The sequence below is a fragment of the Aquirufa echingensis genome (assembly GCF_042714525.1).
Lineage (GTDB): Bacteria > Bacteroidota > Bacteroidia > Cytophagales > Spirosomataceae > Aquirufa > Aquirufa echingensis.
The window spans coordinates 130,975-150,264 of the sequence record NZ_JBBKYA010000006.1; the positions used below are offsets into that span (position 1 = coordinate 130,975).

The 19,290-nt window shown below is 41.7% G+C and carries 15 protein-coding genes; 6 read left to right on the forward strand and 9 right to left on the reverse strand.

The features are described 5' to 3' along the window. The first annotated feature begins 4 nt into the window (after nucleotides 1-4). A complete protein-coding gene (locus SKC38_RS11965; RefSeq protein WP_377977377.1) occupies nucleotides 5-736 on the forward strand; it encodes an MlaE family ABC transporter permease in 732 nt (243 codons plus the stop codon). On the opposite strand, the gene SKC38_RS11970 is transcribed toward SKC38_RS11965, so the two are convergent. The 3 genes from SKC38_RS11970 to SKC38_RS11980 are packed head-to-tail and all read right to left on the reverse strand — an operon-like array spanning nucleotide 733 to nucleotide 3,331. After that, nucleotides 733-1,587 (reverse strand): transglutaminase family protein, encoded by an 855-nt coding sequence (locus SKC38_RS11970; protein WP_377977378.1) that lies wholly within the window; start codon nucleotides 1,585-1,587, stop codon nucleotides 733-735. The genes SKC38_RS11965 and SKC38_RS11970 overlap by 4 nt on opposite strands. Further along, nucleotides 1,584-2,312 (reverse strand): proteasome-type protease, encoded by a 729-nt coding sequence (locus SKC38_RS11975; RefSeq protein ID WP_377977379.1) that lies wholly within the window; start codon nucleotides 2,310-2,312, stop codon nucleotides 1,584-1,586. Before SKC38_RS11975 ends, SKC38_RS11970 begins: the two co-directional genes overlap by 4 nt. Before the next feature lie 56 nt (nucleotides 2,313-2,368). Next, the gene (locus SKC38_RS11980) at nucleotides 2,369-3,331 is read right to left on the reverse strand and encodes an alpha-E domain-containing protein (RefSeq protein ID WP_377977380.1); all 963 of its coding nucleotides are present in this window, start codon (nucleotides 3,329-3,331) and stop codon (nucleotides 2,369-2,371) included. A gap of 191 nt (nucleotides 3,332-3,522) precedes the next feature. On the opposite strand from SKC38_RS11980, the gene SKC38_RS11985 reads away from it, so the two are divergent. The 3 genes from SKC38_RS11985 (at nucleotide 3,523) to lolA1 (ending at nucleotide 7,676) form a co-directional block, all read left to right on the forward strand. Next, complete coding sequence (locus SKC38_RS11985; RefSeq protein WP_377977381.1) at nucleotides 3,523-4,557, forward strand: quinone-dependent dihydroorotate dehydrogenase; 1,035 nt, start codon at nucleotides 3,523-3,525, stop codon at nucleotides 4,555-4,557. Between the two features lie 63 nt (nucleotides 4,558-4,620). Continuing rightward, nucleotides 4,621-7,074, forward strand: coding sequence for an FtsK/SpoIIIE family DNA translocase (locus SKC38_RS11990; RefSeq protein WP_377977382.1), 2,454 nt, complete (start codon nucleotides 4,621-4,623; stop codon nucleotides 7,072-7,074). Then, nucleotides 7,074-7,676: an outer membrane lipoprotein periplasmic chaperone LolA1 gene (gene lolA1, locus SKC38_RS11995; RefSeq protein WP_377977383.1), complete on the forward strand. Its 603-nt coding sequence runs from the start codon at nucleotides 7,074-7,076 to the stop codon at nucleotides 7,674-7,676. Before SKC38_RS11990 ends, lolA1 begins: the two co-directional genes overlap by 1 nt. A 97-nt stretch (nucleotides 7,677-7,773) precedes the next feature. Here lolA1 and purQ read toward each other — a convergent pair whose 3' ends face one another. The 4 genes from purQ to SKC38_RS12015 form a co-directional block, all read right to left on the reverse strand. Continuing rightward, a complete protein-coding gene (gene purQ / locus SKC38_RS12000; RefSeq protein ID WP_377977384.1) occupies nucleotides 7,774-8,460 on the reverse strand; it encodes a phosphoribosylformylglycinamidine synthase I in 687 nt (228 codons plus the stop codon). A gap of 46 nt (nucleotides 8,461-8,506) precedes the next feature. Continuing rightward, nucleotides 8,507-10,093: a M1 family metallopeptidase gene (locus SKC38_RS12005; RefSeq protein WP_377977385.1), complete on the reverse strand. Its 1,587-nt coding sequence runs from the start codon at nucleotides 10,091-10,093 to the stop codon at nucleotides 8,507-8,509. 79 nt (nucleotides 10,094-10,172) lie between these two features. Then, the gene (gene ahcY, locus SKC38_RS12010; protein WP_377977386.1) at nucleotides 10,173-11,489 is read right to left on the reverse strand and encodes an adenosylhomocysteinase; all 1,317 of its coding nucleotides are present in this window, start codon (nucleotides 11,487-11,489) and stop codon (nucleotides 10,173-10,175) included. 91 nt (nucleotides 11,490-11,580) lie between these two features. Next, nucleotides 11,581-12,873, reverse strand: a complete 1,293-nt coding sequence (locus SKC38_RS12015) for a UDP-N-acetylmuramoyl-tripeptide--D-alanyl-D-alanine ligase (RefSeq protein WP_377977387.1) — start codon at nucleotides 12,871-12,873, stop codon at nucleotides 11,581-11,583. Between the two features lie 67 nt (nucleotides 12,874-12,940). Between SKC38_RS12015 and SKC38_RS12020 the strand changes: the two genes are divergently transcribed. Continuing rightward, nucleotides 12,941-14,893: an FG-GAP-like repeat-containing protein gene (locus SKC38_RS12020; protein ID WP_377977388.1), complete on the forward strand. Its 1,953-nt coding sequence runs from the start codon at nucleotides 12,941-12,943 to the stop codon at nucleotides 14,891-14,893. On the opposite strand, the gene SKC38_RS12025 is transcribed toward SKC38_RS12020, so the two are convergent. Next, nucleotides 14,890-15,843, reverse strand: coding sequence for a sulfite exporter TauE/SafE family protein (locus SKC38_RS12025; RefSeq protein WP_377977389.1), 954 nt, complete (start codon nucleotides 15,841-15,843; stop codon nucleotides 14,890-14,892). The two genes, SKC38_RS12020 and SKC38_RS12025, sit on opposite strands and share 4 nt — an antisense overlap. 121 nt (nucleotides 15,844-15,964) lie before the next feature. Here SKC38_RS12025 and leuS point away from each other — a divergent pair, with 121 nt between their 5' ends. Beyond that, on the forward strand, nucleotides 15,965-18,781 hold the full coding sequence (leuS, locus tag SKC38_RS12030) for a leucine--tRNA ligase (protein WP_377977390.1): 2,817 nt from the start codon (nucleotides 15,965-15,967) through the stop codon (nucleotides 18,779-18,781). 28 nt (nucleotides 18,782-18,809) lie between these two features. Here leuS and SKC38_RS12035 read toward each other — a convergent pair whose 3' ends face one another. Then, the gene (locus tag SKC38_RS12035; RefSeq protein ID WP_377977391.1) at nucleotides 18,810-19,274 is read right to left on the reverse strand and encodes a hypothetical protein; all 465 of its coding nucleotides are present in this window, start codon (nucleotides 19,272-19,274) and stop codon (nucleotides 18,810-18,812) included. Nucleotides 19,275-19,290: the final 16 nt, after the last annotated feature.

A 19,290-nucleotide genomic window follows, 5' to 3' on the forward strand; every position in this document is an offset into this window, starting at 1 on the left:
ACGCATGTCAAAATTAGGTAAATATTTAATCTTCCTGAGTAAGCTTTTTACAAATCCTGAGAAATTTCGGGTGTATTGGGCATTAACGATGCAAGAATGCAAGGATATTGGGATTAATTCGATGTTGATCGTAACGATTGTATCTTCTTTCTTAGGTGCTGTGACATGTGTTCAAACGGCGGCGAACATGGAGAATCCCTTCGTTCCGAAGTATATCATTAGCTTAATTGTTCGTGATTCAACGATTTTGGAATTAGGTCCTACGATTACCTGTGTCGTTTTAGCGGGTAAAATTGGGTCAAATATTGCAGGCCAATTAGGGACCATGCGCATTACGGAACAAATTGATGCTTTAGAAGTCATGGGGATCAATTCTCCATCTTATTTAGTGCTACCCAAAATGATTGCGGCAATGCTTACATTTCCGATGCTTGTGACCATGGCTTGTTTTTTAGGAATTTACGGCGGCTATTTGGCAGGTTGGTTGACAGGTTCAGTGACCCAACAATCTTACATATACGGTTTGCAGTTCGACTTTAAACCTAATTACGTATTGTTTGCATTAATCAAATCGGTCGTATTTGGTTTTTTAGTTGCTTCGATTGCAGCATTTCAGGGATTTTATACCAAAGGAGGCGCCTATGAAGTTGGGAAGGCTAGTACGGCTGCTGTGACGAATGCTTGTATTGCAATTCTGATTGCTGATTATCTATTGGCTCAATTATTAGTTGGCTAGATTCTTTCAATAAATACTTCTGTCGTTAACGTTGAAATGGCTGCTCCTCGATAGGTGCCATAAACCGGCGTGATTTCTTCGGGTAAGCAAGATGCTGCCAAAGGAATGTGATTCCCAGATACGACTTCGTGTTGGGTCGGATCATAACCTCTCCAACCGCCTCCAGGTAGATAGATTTCAACCCAAGCATGCAGGTGATGCGTTTGGTTCGGCACATCGACAGGCGCTGCGCCCGTGTAATAACCCGAAACAAATCGCGTAGCCAGTCCCATCGTTCTGCATAGCGCAGAGAAAAGTACGGCATAATCCCGACAAGACCCTTTCCGGTTTAATAGTGTATATTCAGGAGTATTGGGTGCGCCTTCTTCACGAATTTCGTAGGCAAAGTTTTTATAAATGAATTCATTGATCTGCATCAAAAAAGCAGATGTTTCATATTGTACCTGCGAAGCGAGTTGGCGTGCTGTTTGTTCTACGACAGATGTAACTCCTTCCAGTCCTAAATAGGGGCTTAAGGTTTTTAAGTAGGAATTCGAATAACGCATCGGGAGTCGTTTGCTTTCGAAGGGAAAATAAACGAAATCGAAGGGGTTGAATTCAGTTGTTTCCACTTGGGCCTGCATCTGAATATGCAGGAAATCGGTAGGCTCCTTGAAGAATAAGATATTTTGTATATTTCCCTCGGGGTCTAAATTCTTTGAAATCTGTACCGGTTGTGGTTCAATCCGTAAGTCGAATGACTGAACACTCAATAATGAACTTTTTCTTGGATGTAAATACAAGACATGCGGGTCCAATGTGACGGGTTCACTGTATTGATATTGAAGGCTATGGTGTATTTTAGCGATCATCGGCTTGGAAAAGTTAGTAAGCTCTTCATCCAATGTTCGTCAATCGTTTCGAGTGAATTACGCAAGGCTAAATTCCATTCATCGGAAATCTTTTGCATGTCCTCTTTATATAAACGGATTTCTTTAGCTTTGAAACTATCCTTTTCGTAAACCACCACATCAATCGGGTAATCGACATCATTCGTGCTTACCTGAGTCGCATCAAAGGATAAGAAGCCCATTTTAAGCGCATCTTTTAAGGGAGTCTCAAAACTGAGGTTACGATTTAACAAGGGCTTTCCATAGTTGGAATTACCAATAATTTGGTACTTCAAGCCATCATTGATTTCAATCCAATTGCCTTCGGGGAAGATTAGAAACAATTTATGTTCGCTGTCTTTGGGCATTTGTCCACCTACAATGGCATGTAGATTAAAATTGTATCCCTCTTTTTCTAATGCCTCACGATCTTCTTGTGCGACCTTTTTAAGCATTTGGCCAAAAGCCGTTGCTGCTTGAAACATATAATCATAGCTCGATTCTTCTTCCTCAATTTTCTGATTGAAATAGGTGACTGCTTTGTCGCGAACTGAGCGTAAACCCGCCGTCATGATGAATAAGCTATGCTTATTAATTTCATGAATCGAAATTTTCTTATTGGAATACATTTCATTCCCCGCCGTGATTCGGGTATCTGCGATTGCAATAAGACCTTCTTTAACGGTGATTCCTAAACAGTATGTCATAAATGATGGGTGGCAAATGGGAGCGCAATATTACAAATTAAAATTGAGAAGCCGGGTTAGCTGACCGGCTTCAAATCGAAATAGGTGTTGAAAATGGTTTGGCCGATTTCGTTGTTTTTACTTTGGAAATTGTCCAAAAACTGATGTAATCCTGTATTCAGAATGTCGTCGATTTCCGTGAATTGCACTTCGGAAAGTAATTTTGACACTTTTTTCTCCGCAGGGTTAGAATATCCGCTATCGAAAGAAGTGCCTGATATTGCATACAAGGAAGCTTCTGCTTCTTGCAAGCAATGCACCACAGAACGCGGAAAGCTTTTGTCAAGGATTAAAAATTCCACGATATTCTTGGGATTGATGACCTTGTATTGCTGGCGGAACATGTTGTAGGCCGAGTTGGATTTAAGCACCGCAGACCACAATAATAGGTCCAAAGGAGAACCAATCGCGTCTATATCGGGGAGTAGTGTAAAATACTTCACATCTAAGAAGCGCGTGGTTTTGTCGGCGCGCTCCAGTAATTTTCCCAATTGGCCAAAATGCCAACCTTCTCCTCGTGTAATGGTGGAGTCCACAATGCCGTAGAACAATTGACTACCTGATTTGATTTCCTCCAAAAAGCCTTGATAGCGGGAAATTTCCCATTCTCTACTCCCTTCAACACGATCTTTGACTTTCCAATAGATTTGGTTGACGTATTCCCACATTTCCCTGGAGATACTCTCACGGATAGTCCGCGCATTTTCGCGGGCGCTGTATAAGCAAGATAAAATAGAGTTCGGATTGCTTTCATCGAATGTCATAAAGTAGAGGACATTTTCTCTATTGGCAACGGGATAGTGTTCGAAGAAATTGTAATGATCGGCCGTGGCGACAATAAGCGGTTCCCATTGTTCGGGGACATTGGGAGGTAGATCCAATGCAAGGTTGAAATTTACTGAAATGAATCGCGCGTAATTGTCGGCGCGTTCAATGTACCGATTCATCCAATAGATGGAATTTGCTACTCGACTTAACATAGGCTGTATAATTTTTAAATGCTTGATTACCCTTTAAGGTATTTTTAAAATTAGCCTTTTTTTTGAGTTGGCCGCACGCTTGTGTGTGTTATTTTAAAAAGTCTTTCGAAACTTCAGATTATCCTTGATTTATTCCCATAATCTTGAGGGCATTTTGTATTTTTGTTGCTTAGCTTTTTGAATCCCCTTTTATGTTTTATCAGTACCTTATCAAGCCTTTCTTTTTTCTGTTTGATCCTGAACGCGCGCATTATATGCTTGCGGATATCATCAAGTTTTCGATGAAGATTCCAGGTGTTCCTGCTTTGTTCCGACTCATTTATGGATATGAGCATCCGAGCTTGGCGCGAACGGTTTTTGGTATACGATTTCCTAATCCGGTTGGATTAGCAGCGGGTTTTGATAAGAATGCGCTCTTGGTGGATGAATTTTCACATTTGGGATTTGGCTTTATTGAGGTGGGTACCGTTACCCCAAAGGCGCAAGCGGGAAATGATAAGCCGCGTTTGTTTCGTTTACCTGCAGATGGAGGGATTATAAATCGGATGGGGTTCAACAATGAAGGCTTGGATGCGATGAAAAAGCGCTTGCAAGCGCGTAAGTCTCAAGTAATCATTGGAGGAAATTTGGGTAAAAATAAAGTTACGCCAAACGAGGAGGCAGATGAAGATTATTGCAAAGGTTTTGAGGCCTTGTATGATGTGGTTGACTATTTTGTGGTCAATGTTAGTTCTCCGAATACGCCTAATTTGCGCGCATTGCAGGAGAAGGAGCCACTTCAAAATTTGCTGATGCGCCTTCAAATCTTGAATGCTGCCAAGCCCAAGCAAAAGCCCATTTTGCTCAAAATAGCCCCCGATTTGACGAATGAGCAATTGGATGATGTGATTGAAATTGTTTTAGAAACTAAAATTGCTGGTTTGATTGCGACGAATACGACCTTGTCACGAGAAGGATTGCAATCAGAAGAATCATTGAAATCGCAATCCGGCGGCTTAAGTGGTAAGCCGGTTCGTGCACGTTCGACTGAGGTGATTGCTTACATCCATCAAAAATCGAACGGACAAATTCCAATTATTGGAGTGGGAGGGATACATTCTGCCTCAGATGCCATTGAGAAATTGCGTGCTGGAGCAAGTTTGGTTCAAATTTACACGGGATTCATCTATGAAGGTCCGGGTTTGATTAAGGAAATCAATCAAGGGATCGTTCAAGCGGGACTGTAAAATTGATTTTGTAAATCGAATCAAAAAGTCGAAATTTATATGTTAAATATGATTGTTTCTTAGATGGCCAAAAAGATAGTTAATCCTACGAGTACCCTTCAAATTAATTTTGATTCAGAAAACAGGAAGCCCAAAACTCCGGCAGAGATTGCATATCGCGTTCGATTGATTTTCGGATGCTTTTTGTTGCTTGTTGGCTTTTTATTACTGTTTGCTTTCGTGTCGAGTTTCTTCGTAGGAGTTGCGGATCAAAGTGAAGTTTCGGAAGGTGCTTTGGATGTGATTGCAGGTTCTGATATTCCCGTTAAAAACTGGGCAGGCTTATTGGGTGCCAAAATTGCACATTTCTTTTTGTTCAGAACTTTTGGGTGGTCGTCCCTATTGTTGATTCCTTTATTCTTTTTATCGGCCATTAAACTGATTTTCAAACGGGAAATTTATCCCTTGGATCGTTTAACATGGCAAGTGATTTTCTACATCATTTGGGGAAGTTTAATTGCTGGATTTTTTGTTTATCAATTGGATTTGCCGCATTCGATTGGCGGAGGCGTGGGTTATTTTGTGAGTGAGAAACTAATTCAATTGATTGGTTACTTGGCCATTTTTGCGCTTGGATTTGCGGGTTTGGTGTTTTTGATTTTATTCTACCAATGGAATCCTTCCAAGCCTAAAGTTCAAACTGCAGCTTCCGGGGGTGCTTTGCCTGTGGATGAGTTTGCCGAAGAAACGGCCTTGTTTGATGATGACGATGATTCTCCTGTTCATGTGGATAATGAGGATTTAGAGATTTACCGACCGCTTGTTCCGCCGGTTAAAATAGAGGATGAAGTATTGCCTGCGGATTTACCGATTGTAGAAGAGCAAATTGCGGAAGCAGCTTTGGAAGAAGTGGATGAAACGCCATTTACATTTAAGGTGGCTGATGAAGATGATGCGGCTGTTGAGGTAGAGGAGACGCCTCCTACAACGGCTGTTCAAGCCAATGATTTAGTTGCCCAATTTGGTTTGTATGATCCTACGGCGGATTTGCCTAAGTATGTCTATCCAACACTTGATTTGTTGAAGGAATACGATCAGAAGAACCAGACGACTCAAGTGACGATGGATGAGCTGAAGGAAAACAAGGAGAAGATTGTAGAGACCTTGTTGAACTATGGCATTGGAATTCAAAAGATTGAAGCGACGATTGGGCCAACGGTTACTTTGTATGAAATTGTGCCAAAGGCTGGTGTTCGGGTTAGTAAAATTACTTCTTTGGAAGACGATTTATCGCTTTCTTTAGCTGCCATGGGTGTTCGTATTATTGGGCAAATGCCGGGTAAAGGAACGATTGGTATCGAGGTTGCGAATAAGAACCGAGAAATGGTTCCGGTACGTGCCGTGATTGGTTCTGAGAAATTCCAAAAGTCAACGTATGATTTGCCAATTACCTTGGGTAAGACTATTTCGAACGAAATTTTTGTGGCCGATCTAGCCAAAATGCCTCACTTATTGATGGCCGGTGCTACGGGACAAGGTAAGTCGGTGGGATTGAATATGTTATTGACTTCCTTGATTTATAAGAAACACCCATCGACCTTAAAGTTTGTATTGGTGGATCCTAAGAAGGTTGAGCTGTCCTTATTTAACAAGTTGGAGCGCCATTTCTTAGCCTGTTTGCCAGATTCTGCGGAGGCGATTATTACGGATACCAAAAAGGTTGTTGCGACTTTGAATTCCCTTTGTAAGGAGATGGATATGCGTTACGATAAACTGAAAGAAGCGGGATGTCGTAACATTAAGGAATACAATACGAAATTCATCAATCGCCGATTGAATCCGAATGAGCATGACTTCATGCCGTATATCGTTTTGGTGATTGACGAATTAGCCGACTTGATGTTGACTGCTGGTAAAGAAGTTGAGCACCCGATTGCCCGTTTGGCGCAGTTGGCCCGTGCCATCGGTATTCACTTGGTTGTTGCGACACAACGTCCTTCCGTGAACGTTATTACGGGTACGATAAAGGCCAATTTCCCGGCACGTTTATCGTTCAAGGTCATGTCGAAAATTGACTCTCGTACGATTTTGGATGCGGGCGGTGCTGATCAATTGGTAGGTATGGGAGACATGCTATTATCGATGGGATCTGAGGTAATTCGTTTACAATGTGCTTTTGTGGATACACCGGAGGTTGAGGAGATTTGTGACTTTATTGGGAATCAACAAGGTTATTCGTCGGCCTATTTATTACCAGAACCAGATGCCGATGAAATGGGTGGTCAAGACCGAGGCGATGTAGATTTGGGCGATCGGGATTCGTTTTTTGATGAGGCGGCACGTTTGGTTGTGATGCATCAGCAGGGAAGTACATCCTTGATTCAACGTAAATTGAAATTAGGATATAACCGTGCAGGTCGATTGATCGATCAATTGGAGGCAGCGGGCATTGTAGGTTCGTTTGGCGGATCAAAAGCCCGTGAGGTATTAGTGAAATCCGAAGTAGAGTTAGAAGAAATTTTGAAAAATTTAAAGTAATGAAAAAGATATTAGCGTTTGTATTGTTATCGTTGCCTGTTTGGGGACAAGCGAATAAGGCCATCAGTTTAATTGATGGCATGCAAAAGAAATATAAAAGCATGGGGTCGTTTTCAGCAAATTTCAGCTATCAAACCGATGGTGGAAATGCGATGAATGGTTCGATTACCGTAAAGGGGACGAAGTTTCGTTTGAAGACGGCAGGGCAAGAGATTTTTAATAATGGGAAAGAAGTTGCGACGTATATCAAAGAAATTAATGAAGTGAATATTTCAGCCTTTGATCCGGCAGATGGAGACTTGAATCCTGCAAAGATTTATACGTTTGACAAAAAAGGCTATAAGTTTAGCTTGGTAGGTGAATCAGGTGGCATTGCTACGGTAGAGATGGTTCCAGGTGCTAAAGCTGCTCAGGTGAAGCATATCAGTCTTAAAATTAACACATCGGACTTTACGGTGAAGTCTTGGACAATTGTTAATAAGACGGGTAAGAAACAATTGTTTACGGTCACGAAATTGAATGCCAAAGCGGGTGCGGATGATGCGTTCTTTACGTTTAATAAGAAAGCGTTTCCGGGGGTGGAGGTGAATGATTTGAGATAACATTATTTATCCCTAGACTTCAGTCTGAGGTCCCTAGGCTGAAGCCCAGGGTTTTCAATTAGTACAAAAAAAAGCGCGAATTTCGCGCTTTTTGATTTTATGCCATTTGAAGAATTAATTGCTTCATGATTTCCAATCCATCAGTGTTATTCAAATCGGGATCTGCCGCACGTTCTGGGTGTGGCATCAATCCGAATACATTGCGTCCTTCATTGCAAATTCCAGCGATGTTCAATAAGCTTCCGTTTGGATTGGCTTCTTCTGTTACTTGTCCATTTGCATCGCAATAGTAAAACAAGATTTGATCATTTGCTTGTAGCGATGCCAATGTTGCTTGATCCGCAAAATAACGACCTTCGGCGTGCGCAATCGGTATTTTATAGGCTTTGTTACGATCTAACTCTTGCGTCAATAAAGCATTGTTTGTCGCAGCCTTCAAGTAGATATTTTTTGAAATGAATTTTTGGGAATTGTTACGTAATAAAACGCCTGGCAATAAATGTGCCTCAACCAATACCTGAAATCCGTTACAGATACCCATCAAATAGCCACCATTCTTAGCGAATTCAATGACATGTTCCATGATAGGTGAAAAGCGTGCGATTGCACCTGAACGCAAGTAATCTCCATAGGAGAAACCACCCGGAACGATAATGAAATCACAGCCTTGCAAATCGGTATCCTTGTGCCACAATTTCACGGCCTCGTGGCCTAAGCTTTGAATTACGCCAACGGTGTCATCATCACAATTGGAACCCGGGAATACGATTACGCCAAATTTCATTTCTTTTCTGTCTTAATTTTGTGCAAAAATACGGGATTTCAGCGATTTATTTTAGCAATTCTTTATCAAATAAATAGCTTTCTTCATCCAATTCCGGAGCGTGGTCTAATTGGATTTCTTGCCATACCGAATTTGGTTTGATTTTCTCGCCTGATTTAAGTGTAAGAGGAAAGCTGATGGCATCGCTCAGATTGCTCCAGCGATAGCGCATTGTCCAAGAATTGCCCGTTTGTAAGATGCTATATTGCAAATTGGGATTCTTCACTTGATACAAATAATTCAACATCAAATCCTTGATGGGCTTGTTCAAGTGCTTGCTCCAATATTCAACTACTTCTTGCGTATTCGTGTTCTTGTGGTAAAATGCTAAACAAAATTCGCGCATGGTTTTAAACCAAAGGGCATCATCTTGAATGATATTTCGCAAGGTATGGAACATCCAGGTTCCCTTAAAATACATGTCGGAATCCGGGTGCTGGTAGTTAACCTGATAAGGGCCTGCAATTGGAAAGGCATAGCGAATGTTTCTTTTTTGACCATTCAAGTATTCTTGTGCTTTCGCCTTGCCAAATTTCTCCTCCACATAAATGGCCTCGGCATAAGTTCCTAATGCTTCGTGAATCCACAAATCTGCATGATCGGAGCAAGAAATGGAATTGCCAAACCATTCATGTGCCGACTCATGAATGATGATAAAATCGAACCCAAATTTGTTATTTTTGTAGTGGTTACCGTAGGCAACTGCACTTTGGTGTTCCATGCCCCAGTAATCCGTTTCTACTAAAGCATATCCATCCCGGGGGAAAGGGTATGGTCCAAAATATTTCTCAAAAATGCGCAACATTTCTTCACTTTGCTCGAAGTGTTTTTTAGCGATTGACTCATTTTCTTTGAGAACATAATAGTCTAAATCTAAGTTCTTGCCATTCAATTGCTTCATCGTTTTGGACCAATGCGCATATTCGGCCATATTGATGCTAACATTGTATAGATTGATGGGGTAGCTGACTCTCCAGTGATATTCATCGGTGGATGCCTTGCTGATTTTTTCTACCAGATTTCCGTTGGAAACAGAAACCAGTCCTTTGGGGCCTTCGATGTGGATGTCCATCGATGCGGGTTCGTCGGAAGGGTGATCCTTGCATGGCCACCAAACAGATGCCCCTAATCCTTCACAGGATACGGTTACCCAAGGATTTCCTTTGGGATCTTTTGTCCAGGAAAATCCGCCATCCCAGGGTGGTTTTACGGCCGGTCGGGGATTTCCGTGGTACTTCACCCAAACCGTTTGAACTTGTTTGGCAGGAATCAATTTGGCTGCTTGGATGAAGATCGCGTTGCCATCCCGACGGTAGTTTACTTTTTTATTGGCCCAACGAATTTCGTCTACGATTAAGTTTGCAAATAGATCCAATTGAATCTCTTTGGTTTGTTGGGTCGTGATAAAACGAATGCTATTCGTTCCCGAAATGCTTTTTTCGGCCGGATTCACAGCCACATGTAGGTCATAATGCAATACGTCGAAACAGGCTCTTGCCGGGCTTAATGTTCCACGAAGACTATCCGCATGGCTGAATTTTTGAGCAAATAAACCGAAGGGGATAAGAAGAATGAAGAGTAATTTCTGGGTCATTGGAATCAAATGTGAATTTAAAGATATAAAAAAAGCTGCACCATGAAAGTGCAGCTTTTGATATACATTCAGAAAAATACTAGTAACGGTAATGCTCTGGCTTGAATGGACCCGCTTGAGGTACGCCGATGTATTCTGCTTGTTCTTTTTCTAATTTCTCCAACTTCGCACCGATGTGTGCTAAGTGCAAGAATGCTACTTTCTCATCCAAGTGTTTTGGTAAGATGTAAACTTTGTTCTCGTAATTTTTAGAATTAGCCCATAATTCCAATTGAGCTAATGTTTGGTTACAGAATGAGTTCGACATCACGAAAGAAGGGTGACCCATGGCACAACCTAAATTTACCAAACGACCTTCTGCCAAAACGATCACGTTTTTGCCGTCGATTGTGTACATGTCAACCTGTGGTTTGATTTGGTCTTTTGTAGAACCGTAGTTGTTGTTCAACCACTCCATGTCGATTTCATTGTCAAAGTGACCGATGTTACAAACGATTGCTTTGTCTTTCATCGCTTTGAAGTGACGATCACGGATAATTTTCACGTTACCTGTAGCAGTAACAAAGATGTTCGCGCGCGTTGCAGCTTCATCCATCGGAACAACTTCATAACCATCCATTGCCGCTTGAAGCGCACAAATTGGGTCGATTTCTGTTACCAAAACACGGCAACCAGCACCACGTAATGAATCAGCAGAACCTTTTCCTACGTCACCATAACCTGCTACCACAGCAACTTTACCTGCTAGCATCAAGTCAGTTGCACGACGAATCGCATCAACCAATGACTCTTTACAGCCGTATTTATTATCAAATTTAGACTTTGTTACCGAGTCGTTTACGTTGATCGCTGGCAAGAATAATGTGCCATTCTTCATACGCTCATATAAACGGTGAACACCTGTCGTTGTTTCTTCTGAAAGACCTTTGATGCCTTCGATTAACTCAGGATAATCATCAAAAACCATGTTTGTTAAATCACCACCATCATCCAAAATCATGTTCAAGGGTTGACGATCTTCTCCAAAGAATAAAGTTTGCTCGATACACCAGTTGAATTCCTCTTCGTTCATACCTTTCCAAGCATAAACAGGAATGCCTGCCGCCGCGATTGCTGCTGCTGCGTGATCTTGTGTAGAGAAAATGTTACAAGAAGACCAAGTTACATCCGCTCCTAAGGCTGTTAATGTTTCGATTAAAACTGCTGTTTGAATCGTCATGTGCAAGCAACCCGCGATGCGAGCACCTTTCAATGGTTGTGCTGCGCCAAATTCCGCGCGCAATGCCATTAAGCCCGGCATTTCAGCTTCTGCTAATTGAATCTCTTTGCGACCCCAGTCGGCCAATGCAATGTCTTTAACTTTGAAAGGTACGTAAGTCCCTGATTGTGATGCCATTGTGTATTGTATTTTATTTCGAATTCTTAAGAAAGTGCAAATTTAATCCTTTATTGCCGAGCAACAAAATTTTGTTTTAAGAAAGGCAAGCTTAGGATTCCAAGAAAGGCAATACGCTTTCGAGTTGGATCCCTCTAGAACCTTTTACTAACAAAAAGCTATTCGTAATGGGGTTATCTTGTAACCAATTGTGTAAGCCAAATTTGTCAGGGAAATAATAAGCTTGTGGTAAATGAATTAATGCATGTTGCATGTGTTCTCCTACAAGTAGTACTTTTGAAAATTGGAATTTAGCGATCATTTGACCAAGTGAGGCGTGTTCACTTGCCGACAAATCACCCAATTCAAACATGTCGCCTAGTATGACAATTTTAGGGTTATTTTCCGTATCTGCGAAATGACTGATGGCTGCCTCCATGGAAGATGGGTTGGCATTATATGCATCCATCAATACTTGGTTGGATCCAATTTTGAGGAATTGGGAACGGTGATTTGTAGGCATGTAGGAACTAATTCCTACCCGACAAGCTTCATCACTGAGTCCGAAGTTTTTCCCAACGGCGATGGCCATTTGGATGTTTTCAAAATTATAAATTCCGGGCAAATGTGATTTGATAACACTGCCATCTGCACAAGCAAAAGTAATCGTGGGTTTCGCTTCAATAAGTGTTGTAGGCATTTCGGCATTCGCCACAATGCAATTGGCGATGCCGCGCTCTTCGCTCATCTCGTGCACCACATTTTTGTCTTTTGGTAAATAGACCGTTCCGCCATGTTTGGCAACATAATCAAATAATTCCCCTTTTCCTTTGCGGACACCCGCCTCCCCGCCAAAGCCCTCTAAATGTGCTTTGCCAATGTTGGTAATTAAACTATGAGTCGGTTGAGCAATTTCAACCAATTCTTTGATGTCTCCTTGCTTATTCGCTCCCATCTCAATCACTGCAACTTCATGCGTGGATTTGATCTGTAAGATGGAAAGGGGCACGCCGATATGGTTATTTAAATTGCCTGCCGTCGCATAGCAATGAAATTTTTGGGATAGAACAGAGAATAATAATTCCTTCGTCGTTGTTTTTCCATTTGAACCCGTCAATCCAATGATAGGTATATTAAGTGTATTGCGATAATCCCGAGCTAAATCTTGGAGGGCTTTTAGGCCGTATTCCACGAGTAAGGTTTTATCGCCTGTTTCGAAGTTTACATCATCGATGACAGCAGCCAAAGCCCCTTTTTCCAAGGCTTCTTTGGCTAATGCATTTGCGTTGAAATTAGGACCTTTCAAAGCGAAAAAAAGATTTCCTGCTTGAATCTTACGAGTGTCCGTACAAACACCCGTGGATTTTAGAAAAAATGCTAAAAGAGCTGAATTTAAAATCTTCATGTTAAATTTAGTGCGCCTAATGTAAATGCTCTGCAAATATCGAATGAAAAATTGTTTAATCCTTTTAATGAGCTTGATAAGTATGCAAATCCCTGCGCAAAGCTTGCGATTTTCTATTTTTCAAGGCATTTCGGTGAAGCAAAATGGGCAGAATTTATCCTTTCCTTGGGCAGGCGGTATGAATTCCATGCAATATCAAAGCATGGATTTAAATGGGGATGGTGTGATGGATATGGTTTGTTTTGATCGAACAAGCAATCAAGTGAGTACTTTCTTGCAGGATTCACGAGGGGATTTCACTTTTGCCCCAGGATACGCAATGAAATTTCCAGTCATTGAAAATTGGTTTGCAATGGCAGATTATAATCAAGATGGCAGAAAGGATTTGTTTTGCTCCAGCGCTGCAGGTATTAAGGTATATCAAAATAAATCGGTTAATGGTCAGATTTACTTTGAAAAAGTCAAAGATCCTCTTTATACGAAAGGATTTACCGGTCTCATTAATTTATATGTCGCTTCACCTGACATTCCAGTCATTGCGGATGTAGATAGTGATGGCGATGTGGATGTGTTGGCATTCGAACCGGGAGGTCATTACATCGAATTTCATGAGAATGTGTCCTTGCAAAAATCAGGTAAAGCGGATCTTGATTTTGAGAAATCTCCACAATATTGGGGTAATTTTGTTCATCATGATTGTCGGGATGCCCAAATCCTGAACTCGGTAATTAGCCCTCAGTCTGTTGGGGCCGTTAATCGGGTCGACCATGTTGGGAATAGTTTAGGGAGGACGGCCAACAATGATTTGTTTTTTGGGCAGGTAGCTTGTACCAATTTGGGCATGTTGAAAAATGTAGGAACCCAGCAGCAAGTCAGCTATTCGAATATCGATTTTGATTATTTAGGAGGATTATCTGTAGGGGTAGGGGTATTCTATTCGGCAACACCCCTTCAGCTGAACGGGAAGACGGAGGAATTGTTCGTCTCGTTAAATACCCCGGACAATACAGGTTTTCGGCAGGATTTTCAGCATGCTTCATTTCGGATTGTCGGGGGTAAGTCAAAGCCCTTTTTACAAGATCAAATGATCGATGTAGGGGAGAAGGCGAGTCCTTGCTTTTTTGATGTAGATGAAGATGGGGATTTGGATTTATTGATCGGCCATGCCGGTTATCGGGTTGCAAATGATGTGAAATCCAGTATGTATCTATACGAAAATCAATCGGGTACCTTCCAATTTAAAACGGCAGATTACCTCGGTTTAGGTGTTAGCGAATCCCTGACGGATTTGGTCTTACAAGTTCAGGGAAATCAAATGCTGGTTGTAGGCCAAAGTGCCGAAGGTTCAAAAGTATTTTATTTGAGCAAACAGCAAATTGCTAGGGTTAGTCTTGTACTTAATCCGGGAGAAATACCTTTTATGAGTCCATGGGGAAATTTGGTCATTACACGAACGGGCCGAATTCAATCTGCTGCGAATGCCGACTGGGGTCAATTGAGTAAAGAATCATGGCAAGTGCGTTCTTGTCAGTTTGCTGATATGGATGGAGATGGGACTGCTGAATTTATCGGGATTGATCTTGAGGGCAATTGGCACATCGGGAATTATGATGTTTTAACAAATTTAATTTCTTGGCGTACAGCGGATTTTCAAGGATTTACGGTGGGAAGAAATGCACGCCTGAGCGTGGCTGATTTCAATGCGGATGGTCGGCAGGATTTGGTTGTTGGAACCGGCGCTGGAGGGATTTATTTACTGGAGAATAAGAGTAATTCTCCGGTTTGGGATGCGATGACGGAGCAAACGTTACAAGTTTGGCCTAATCCTAATTCAGGTCTAATTCACGTATTAACAAATCAACCAGGGGAATTGCAGCTATATAATACGTTGGGCCAAAAGGCTTCAACGCTTCACGTTGAACCCGGAAGAACCTATGATTTATATGTAAAGCAACTGGGTTTCATCCGTTTTGTGGATGATAAGGGACGAGTTAGTACGCAGAAACTCCAACAAGATTAAAAGAATTTACCGGCCCCTAAAACGATTTGGCGAAGACTGACAATGATGATCACGATGCCTACTAAAATCATCATGCTCTTCACCGGAAGTTTGTTGGCCAAACGCGCAGCAATCGGTGCAGCCACAACACCCCCTAAAATTAAGCCGGCAATGACTTGCCAATAACCTAAGCCAATCACCGTAAAGAAGGTAATCGAAGAGGCAAGGGATACAAAAAATTCGGTCAAATTAACGCTTCCAATCGTGTATTTAGGATGACGTCCCGATGCAATTAATGTAGAAGATACGATGGGTCCCCAACCGCCACCACCGATGGAATCTAAGTAACCGCCGAATAAGGCCAACCAGCCCACTTTCTTTAATTGGCGTTTTTCTTGGCGTTTGATTAATGCCTTTCGAATAATGATGGCCCCTAAAAATAAGGTGTAAATAGAAACAATCGGTTTGATATAACCAGCATAATCTTCTAAGGAAGAAAGTACATAAGCCCCTAAAATGGCACCAATTACGCCTGGAATGACTAAGGTTTTGAATAATTTAGAATTTACATTTCCAAATTTCAAGTGCATGTACCCTGAAACGCCTGAGGTGAACACCTCAGATGCATGCACGCTGGCAGAAGCTGCGGCAGGGGTGATGCCTACCGACATTAAAAAAGTTGTCGCGGTAACACCATAGGCCATACCTAGTGCCCCATCAATCATTTGGGCAATAAACCCACCTAGTACATAATATAGAATTTCTGAATCAACCGTATTGAAGACTGCAATGACATTTTCTGCCGTGAGATATGAGAATAATAAATGCCCCACAATCATTAAGGCTAACGCATTACTGATGTGAATAATGACCTCGGTGATGCTCCTTTCCCGCTTCCAAATGATGTTAATCGCTTTTAATAAGCTAGGAAATTTAGGCTTGTTGGGCGTGGACTCAGGTTGTGTAGACATGGGTTAATTTTATAATCCTACAAAACTAATAGACTTTACTTAATCTACCAATAAAGTAGAGTAAATATTTTTTCATAAAATTCGTGTAAATTGCATGCCCTTTTGAAAAACAAACAATTATATGCGTTCAGAGTATCAATTTCGTGAGATCGAAAAAGCGTGGCAAGGATTTTGGGAGCAAAACCAAACATTCAAAGCACAGGTAAATCCTAATAAACCCAAGTATTATGTGTTGGACATGTTTCCTTATCCTTCGGGAGCGGGGCTACATGTAGGCCATCCGCTGGGTTACATTGCTTCGGACATCATGGCGCGTTATAAGCGTTTGCAGGGATATGAGGTGTTGCACCCCATGGGATTTGATTCCTTCGGTTTGCCTGCAGAGCAATATGCGATTCAAACGGGTCAGCATCCAGCGATTACGACGGAACAAAATATTACTCGTTACATAGAGCAATTGAAAAACATGGGTTTTTCGTTCGATTGGACGCGTGAAGTACGTACGTCGGATCCTGCTTATTACAAATGGACGCAGTGGATTTTCATGCAATTATTTAATTCTTGGTATAACCAGGAAGCAGATAAGGCTGAGTCTGTTGATACTTTGAAAAGTATTTTAGCTTCCAAAGGATCTATCGGCTTGAAAGCGGTTTGTGAAGACGATGTGGAGCGTATTTCAGCGGATGCTTGGAATGCAATGGGTGAGGAGGAGCAATATGCCTATTTGTTGAATTTTCGATTGGCTTATTTGGATGATTCGGTTGTCAACTGGTGTCCTCAATTAGGTACGGTATTAGCGAATGATGAAGTAAAAGATGGTTTATCCGAGCGTGGAGGCTATCCTGTTGAGCAGAAAAAAATGCGTCAATGGTCGATGCGCATCACGGCCTATGCAGATCGTTTATTACGTGGTTTAGAAGAGGTAGATTGGTCGGATTCGTTGAAAGAACAACAACGCAACTGGATTGGAAAATCAATCGGGACAGATGTTGAATTTGCCATTGAGGGTATTTCGGATAAGAAAATCAAGGTGTTTACGACTCGCGTAGATACAATTTATGGGGTATCTTTCATGGTGTTAGCACCTGAGCATGAATGGGTAGCGGAATTAACAAAGCCAGAACAACAGGCTGATGTGGATGCCTATATTACCTGGACGAAATCGCGTTCAGAATTAGATCGTGTTTCAGAAGTTAAAACCGTTTCAGGTGTATTCACAGGTTCTTATGTGATTAATCCCTTGAATAATGAGCGTGTTCCTTTGTTCTTGGCCGACTACGTTTTGGCTGGTTATGGAACGGGGGCTGTGATGGGTGTTCCTTCAGGAGACCAACGTGACTGGAATTTTGCCAAACATTTTGATTTGCCTATTCCTGCTATCTTAGATGCGCAAAAAGATATTGAAAAACAGGCAGATAATACCAAAGAAGGAAAATACATCAACTCGGGTATTATCAATGGCATGGGGTATAAAGAGGCTACGAATACCTTAATTCAGTGGTTAGAGGAACGCGAAATTGGAAAAGGAAAGGTACAGTACCGCATGCGAAACGCCGTATTCTCGCGTCAGCGTTATTGGGGTGAGCCGGTTCCGGTTTATTTTAAGCCTACGGCCTCAGGCCAATTATTGCCTTATTTAATTCAGGAGTCTGAATTGCCTTTGGAATTGCCTAAAATCGATAAGTATTTACCAACGGAAACGGGTGAGCCGCCATTAGGACGCGCTGCGGATTCATGGAAATACCAAGGTCAATATGATTACGAATGGTCGACCATGCCGGGCTGGGCCGGATCGTCTTGGTACTGGTATCGTTACATGGACGCACAAAATGATGCTGCTTTTGCTTCGGCGGAGGCAGTAAATTATTGGAAGGCAGTTGACCTGTACATCGGTGGTTCTGAGCATGCAACGGGACACTTGTTGTACTCGCGTTTTTGGAATAAGTTCTTGAAAGATTTAGGATATGTAGCGGAGGAAGAATTTGCTAAGAAATTGATCAACCAAGGGATGATTCAAGGTCGGTCAAATTTTGTCTATCGTGTCAAAAATTCCGATCAGGTGACTTTTGTGTCTCATGGTTTGAAAGATCAATACGATGTGGCTGCGCTGCATGTGGATGTGAATATTGTGGAAAATGACTTTTTGGACGTAGAAGAATTCAAGCGTTCACGTAACGATGTACCTGCGGATGCACAATTCATCTTGGAAGATGGGAAATATGTATGCGGTTGGGAAGTGGAGAAAATGTCCAAATCGAAGTTCAACGTCGTGAATCCGGATGATTTAATTGCTAAATATGGTGCGGATACATTGCGTGTGTACGAGATGTTCTTAGGACCTTTGGAGCAATTCAAGCCTTGGAATACGAATTCCATTTCGGGATCTCATAATTTCTTGCGCAAGGTATGGCGTTTGTTCTTTGATGAGCAAGCACAAAAATCGGTTTTAGTGGATGCTCCAGCTACACCGGAAGAATTAAAGGTATTACATACAGCCATTCGCAAAGTTCAGGATGATTTGGATCGTTATTCGTTCAATACGGTTGTGTCGACTTTGATGATTTGCGTAAATGATTTAGGCCAATTGAAATGCCACAAGAAATCGGTGCTTCGTGAATTGGTTTTATTGCTATCTCCATATGCACCTCACATGGCTGAAGAATTATGGTTGGCCTTAGGAGAGGAGGCAGGAAGTATTTCCCATGCCAAATTCCCGGTATTCAATCCTGAATTTTTGGTGGAGAATGAATTCAATTATCCGATTTCTTTCAATGGAAAGGTGAAATTAACCCTAGCCTTTTCTGCAACGGCGAGTCCGGCAGAAGTAGAGGCAGCTGTGCTGGCTAATGAACAAGTGCAGAAACACTTGGATGGCAAAGCACCTTCTAAGGTGATTGTGGTTCCGAAACGGATTGTCAATATTGTGTTAGGAAAGTAGAAAGAAAGGGCTGAGAAATCAGCCCTTTTTATTTTTGAACAATTAGTTCAACAATTTTGATTAATGTCAAGCTGAAGGTAATTAAGCCGAGTGTCCAACGGATATTTGTCCTAATTGCCTTTTCGATGCTTACTTGTAATCGGGCCTCCATTGTTTCGAAACGAGCTTCAAATGCTTCAAATCGAACTTCAAGTGCAAGTATTCTATCTTCAAGTTTATCTAATCTATTCTCTAGATTATCTATTCTGCTCCCTAACTGTTCGAATTTTCCCGCTAGATCAATAAAGTCTAATCGAAGCTGCGCTACATCTGCGGCAATCGCGTCTCTTCGATCATCTAAATGGTTGATTTGGACGAATGCCGACTTAATTAACAAGGTACTAACATCTTGTTCAGTAAGCGCTTCACCATTTGAAAACTTGTTTTCAATAAATTGAATTTTCGGCTGAATCATTTCCAATAATTGATTCTCAATTTTGATATTCTTTTTCATCCTTCGGGCTAGGTTT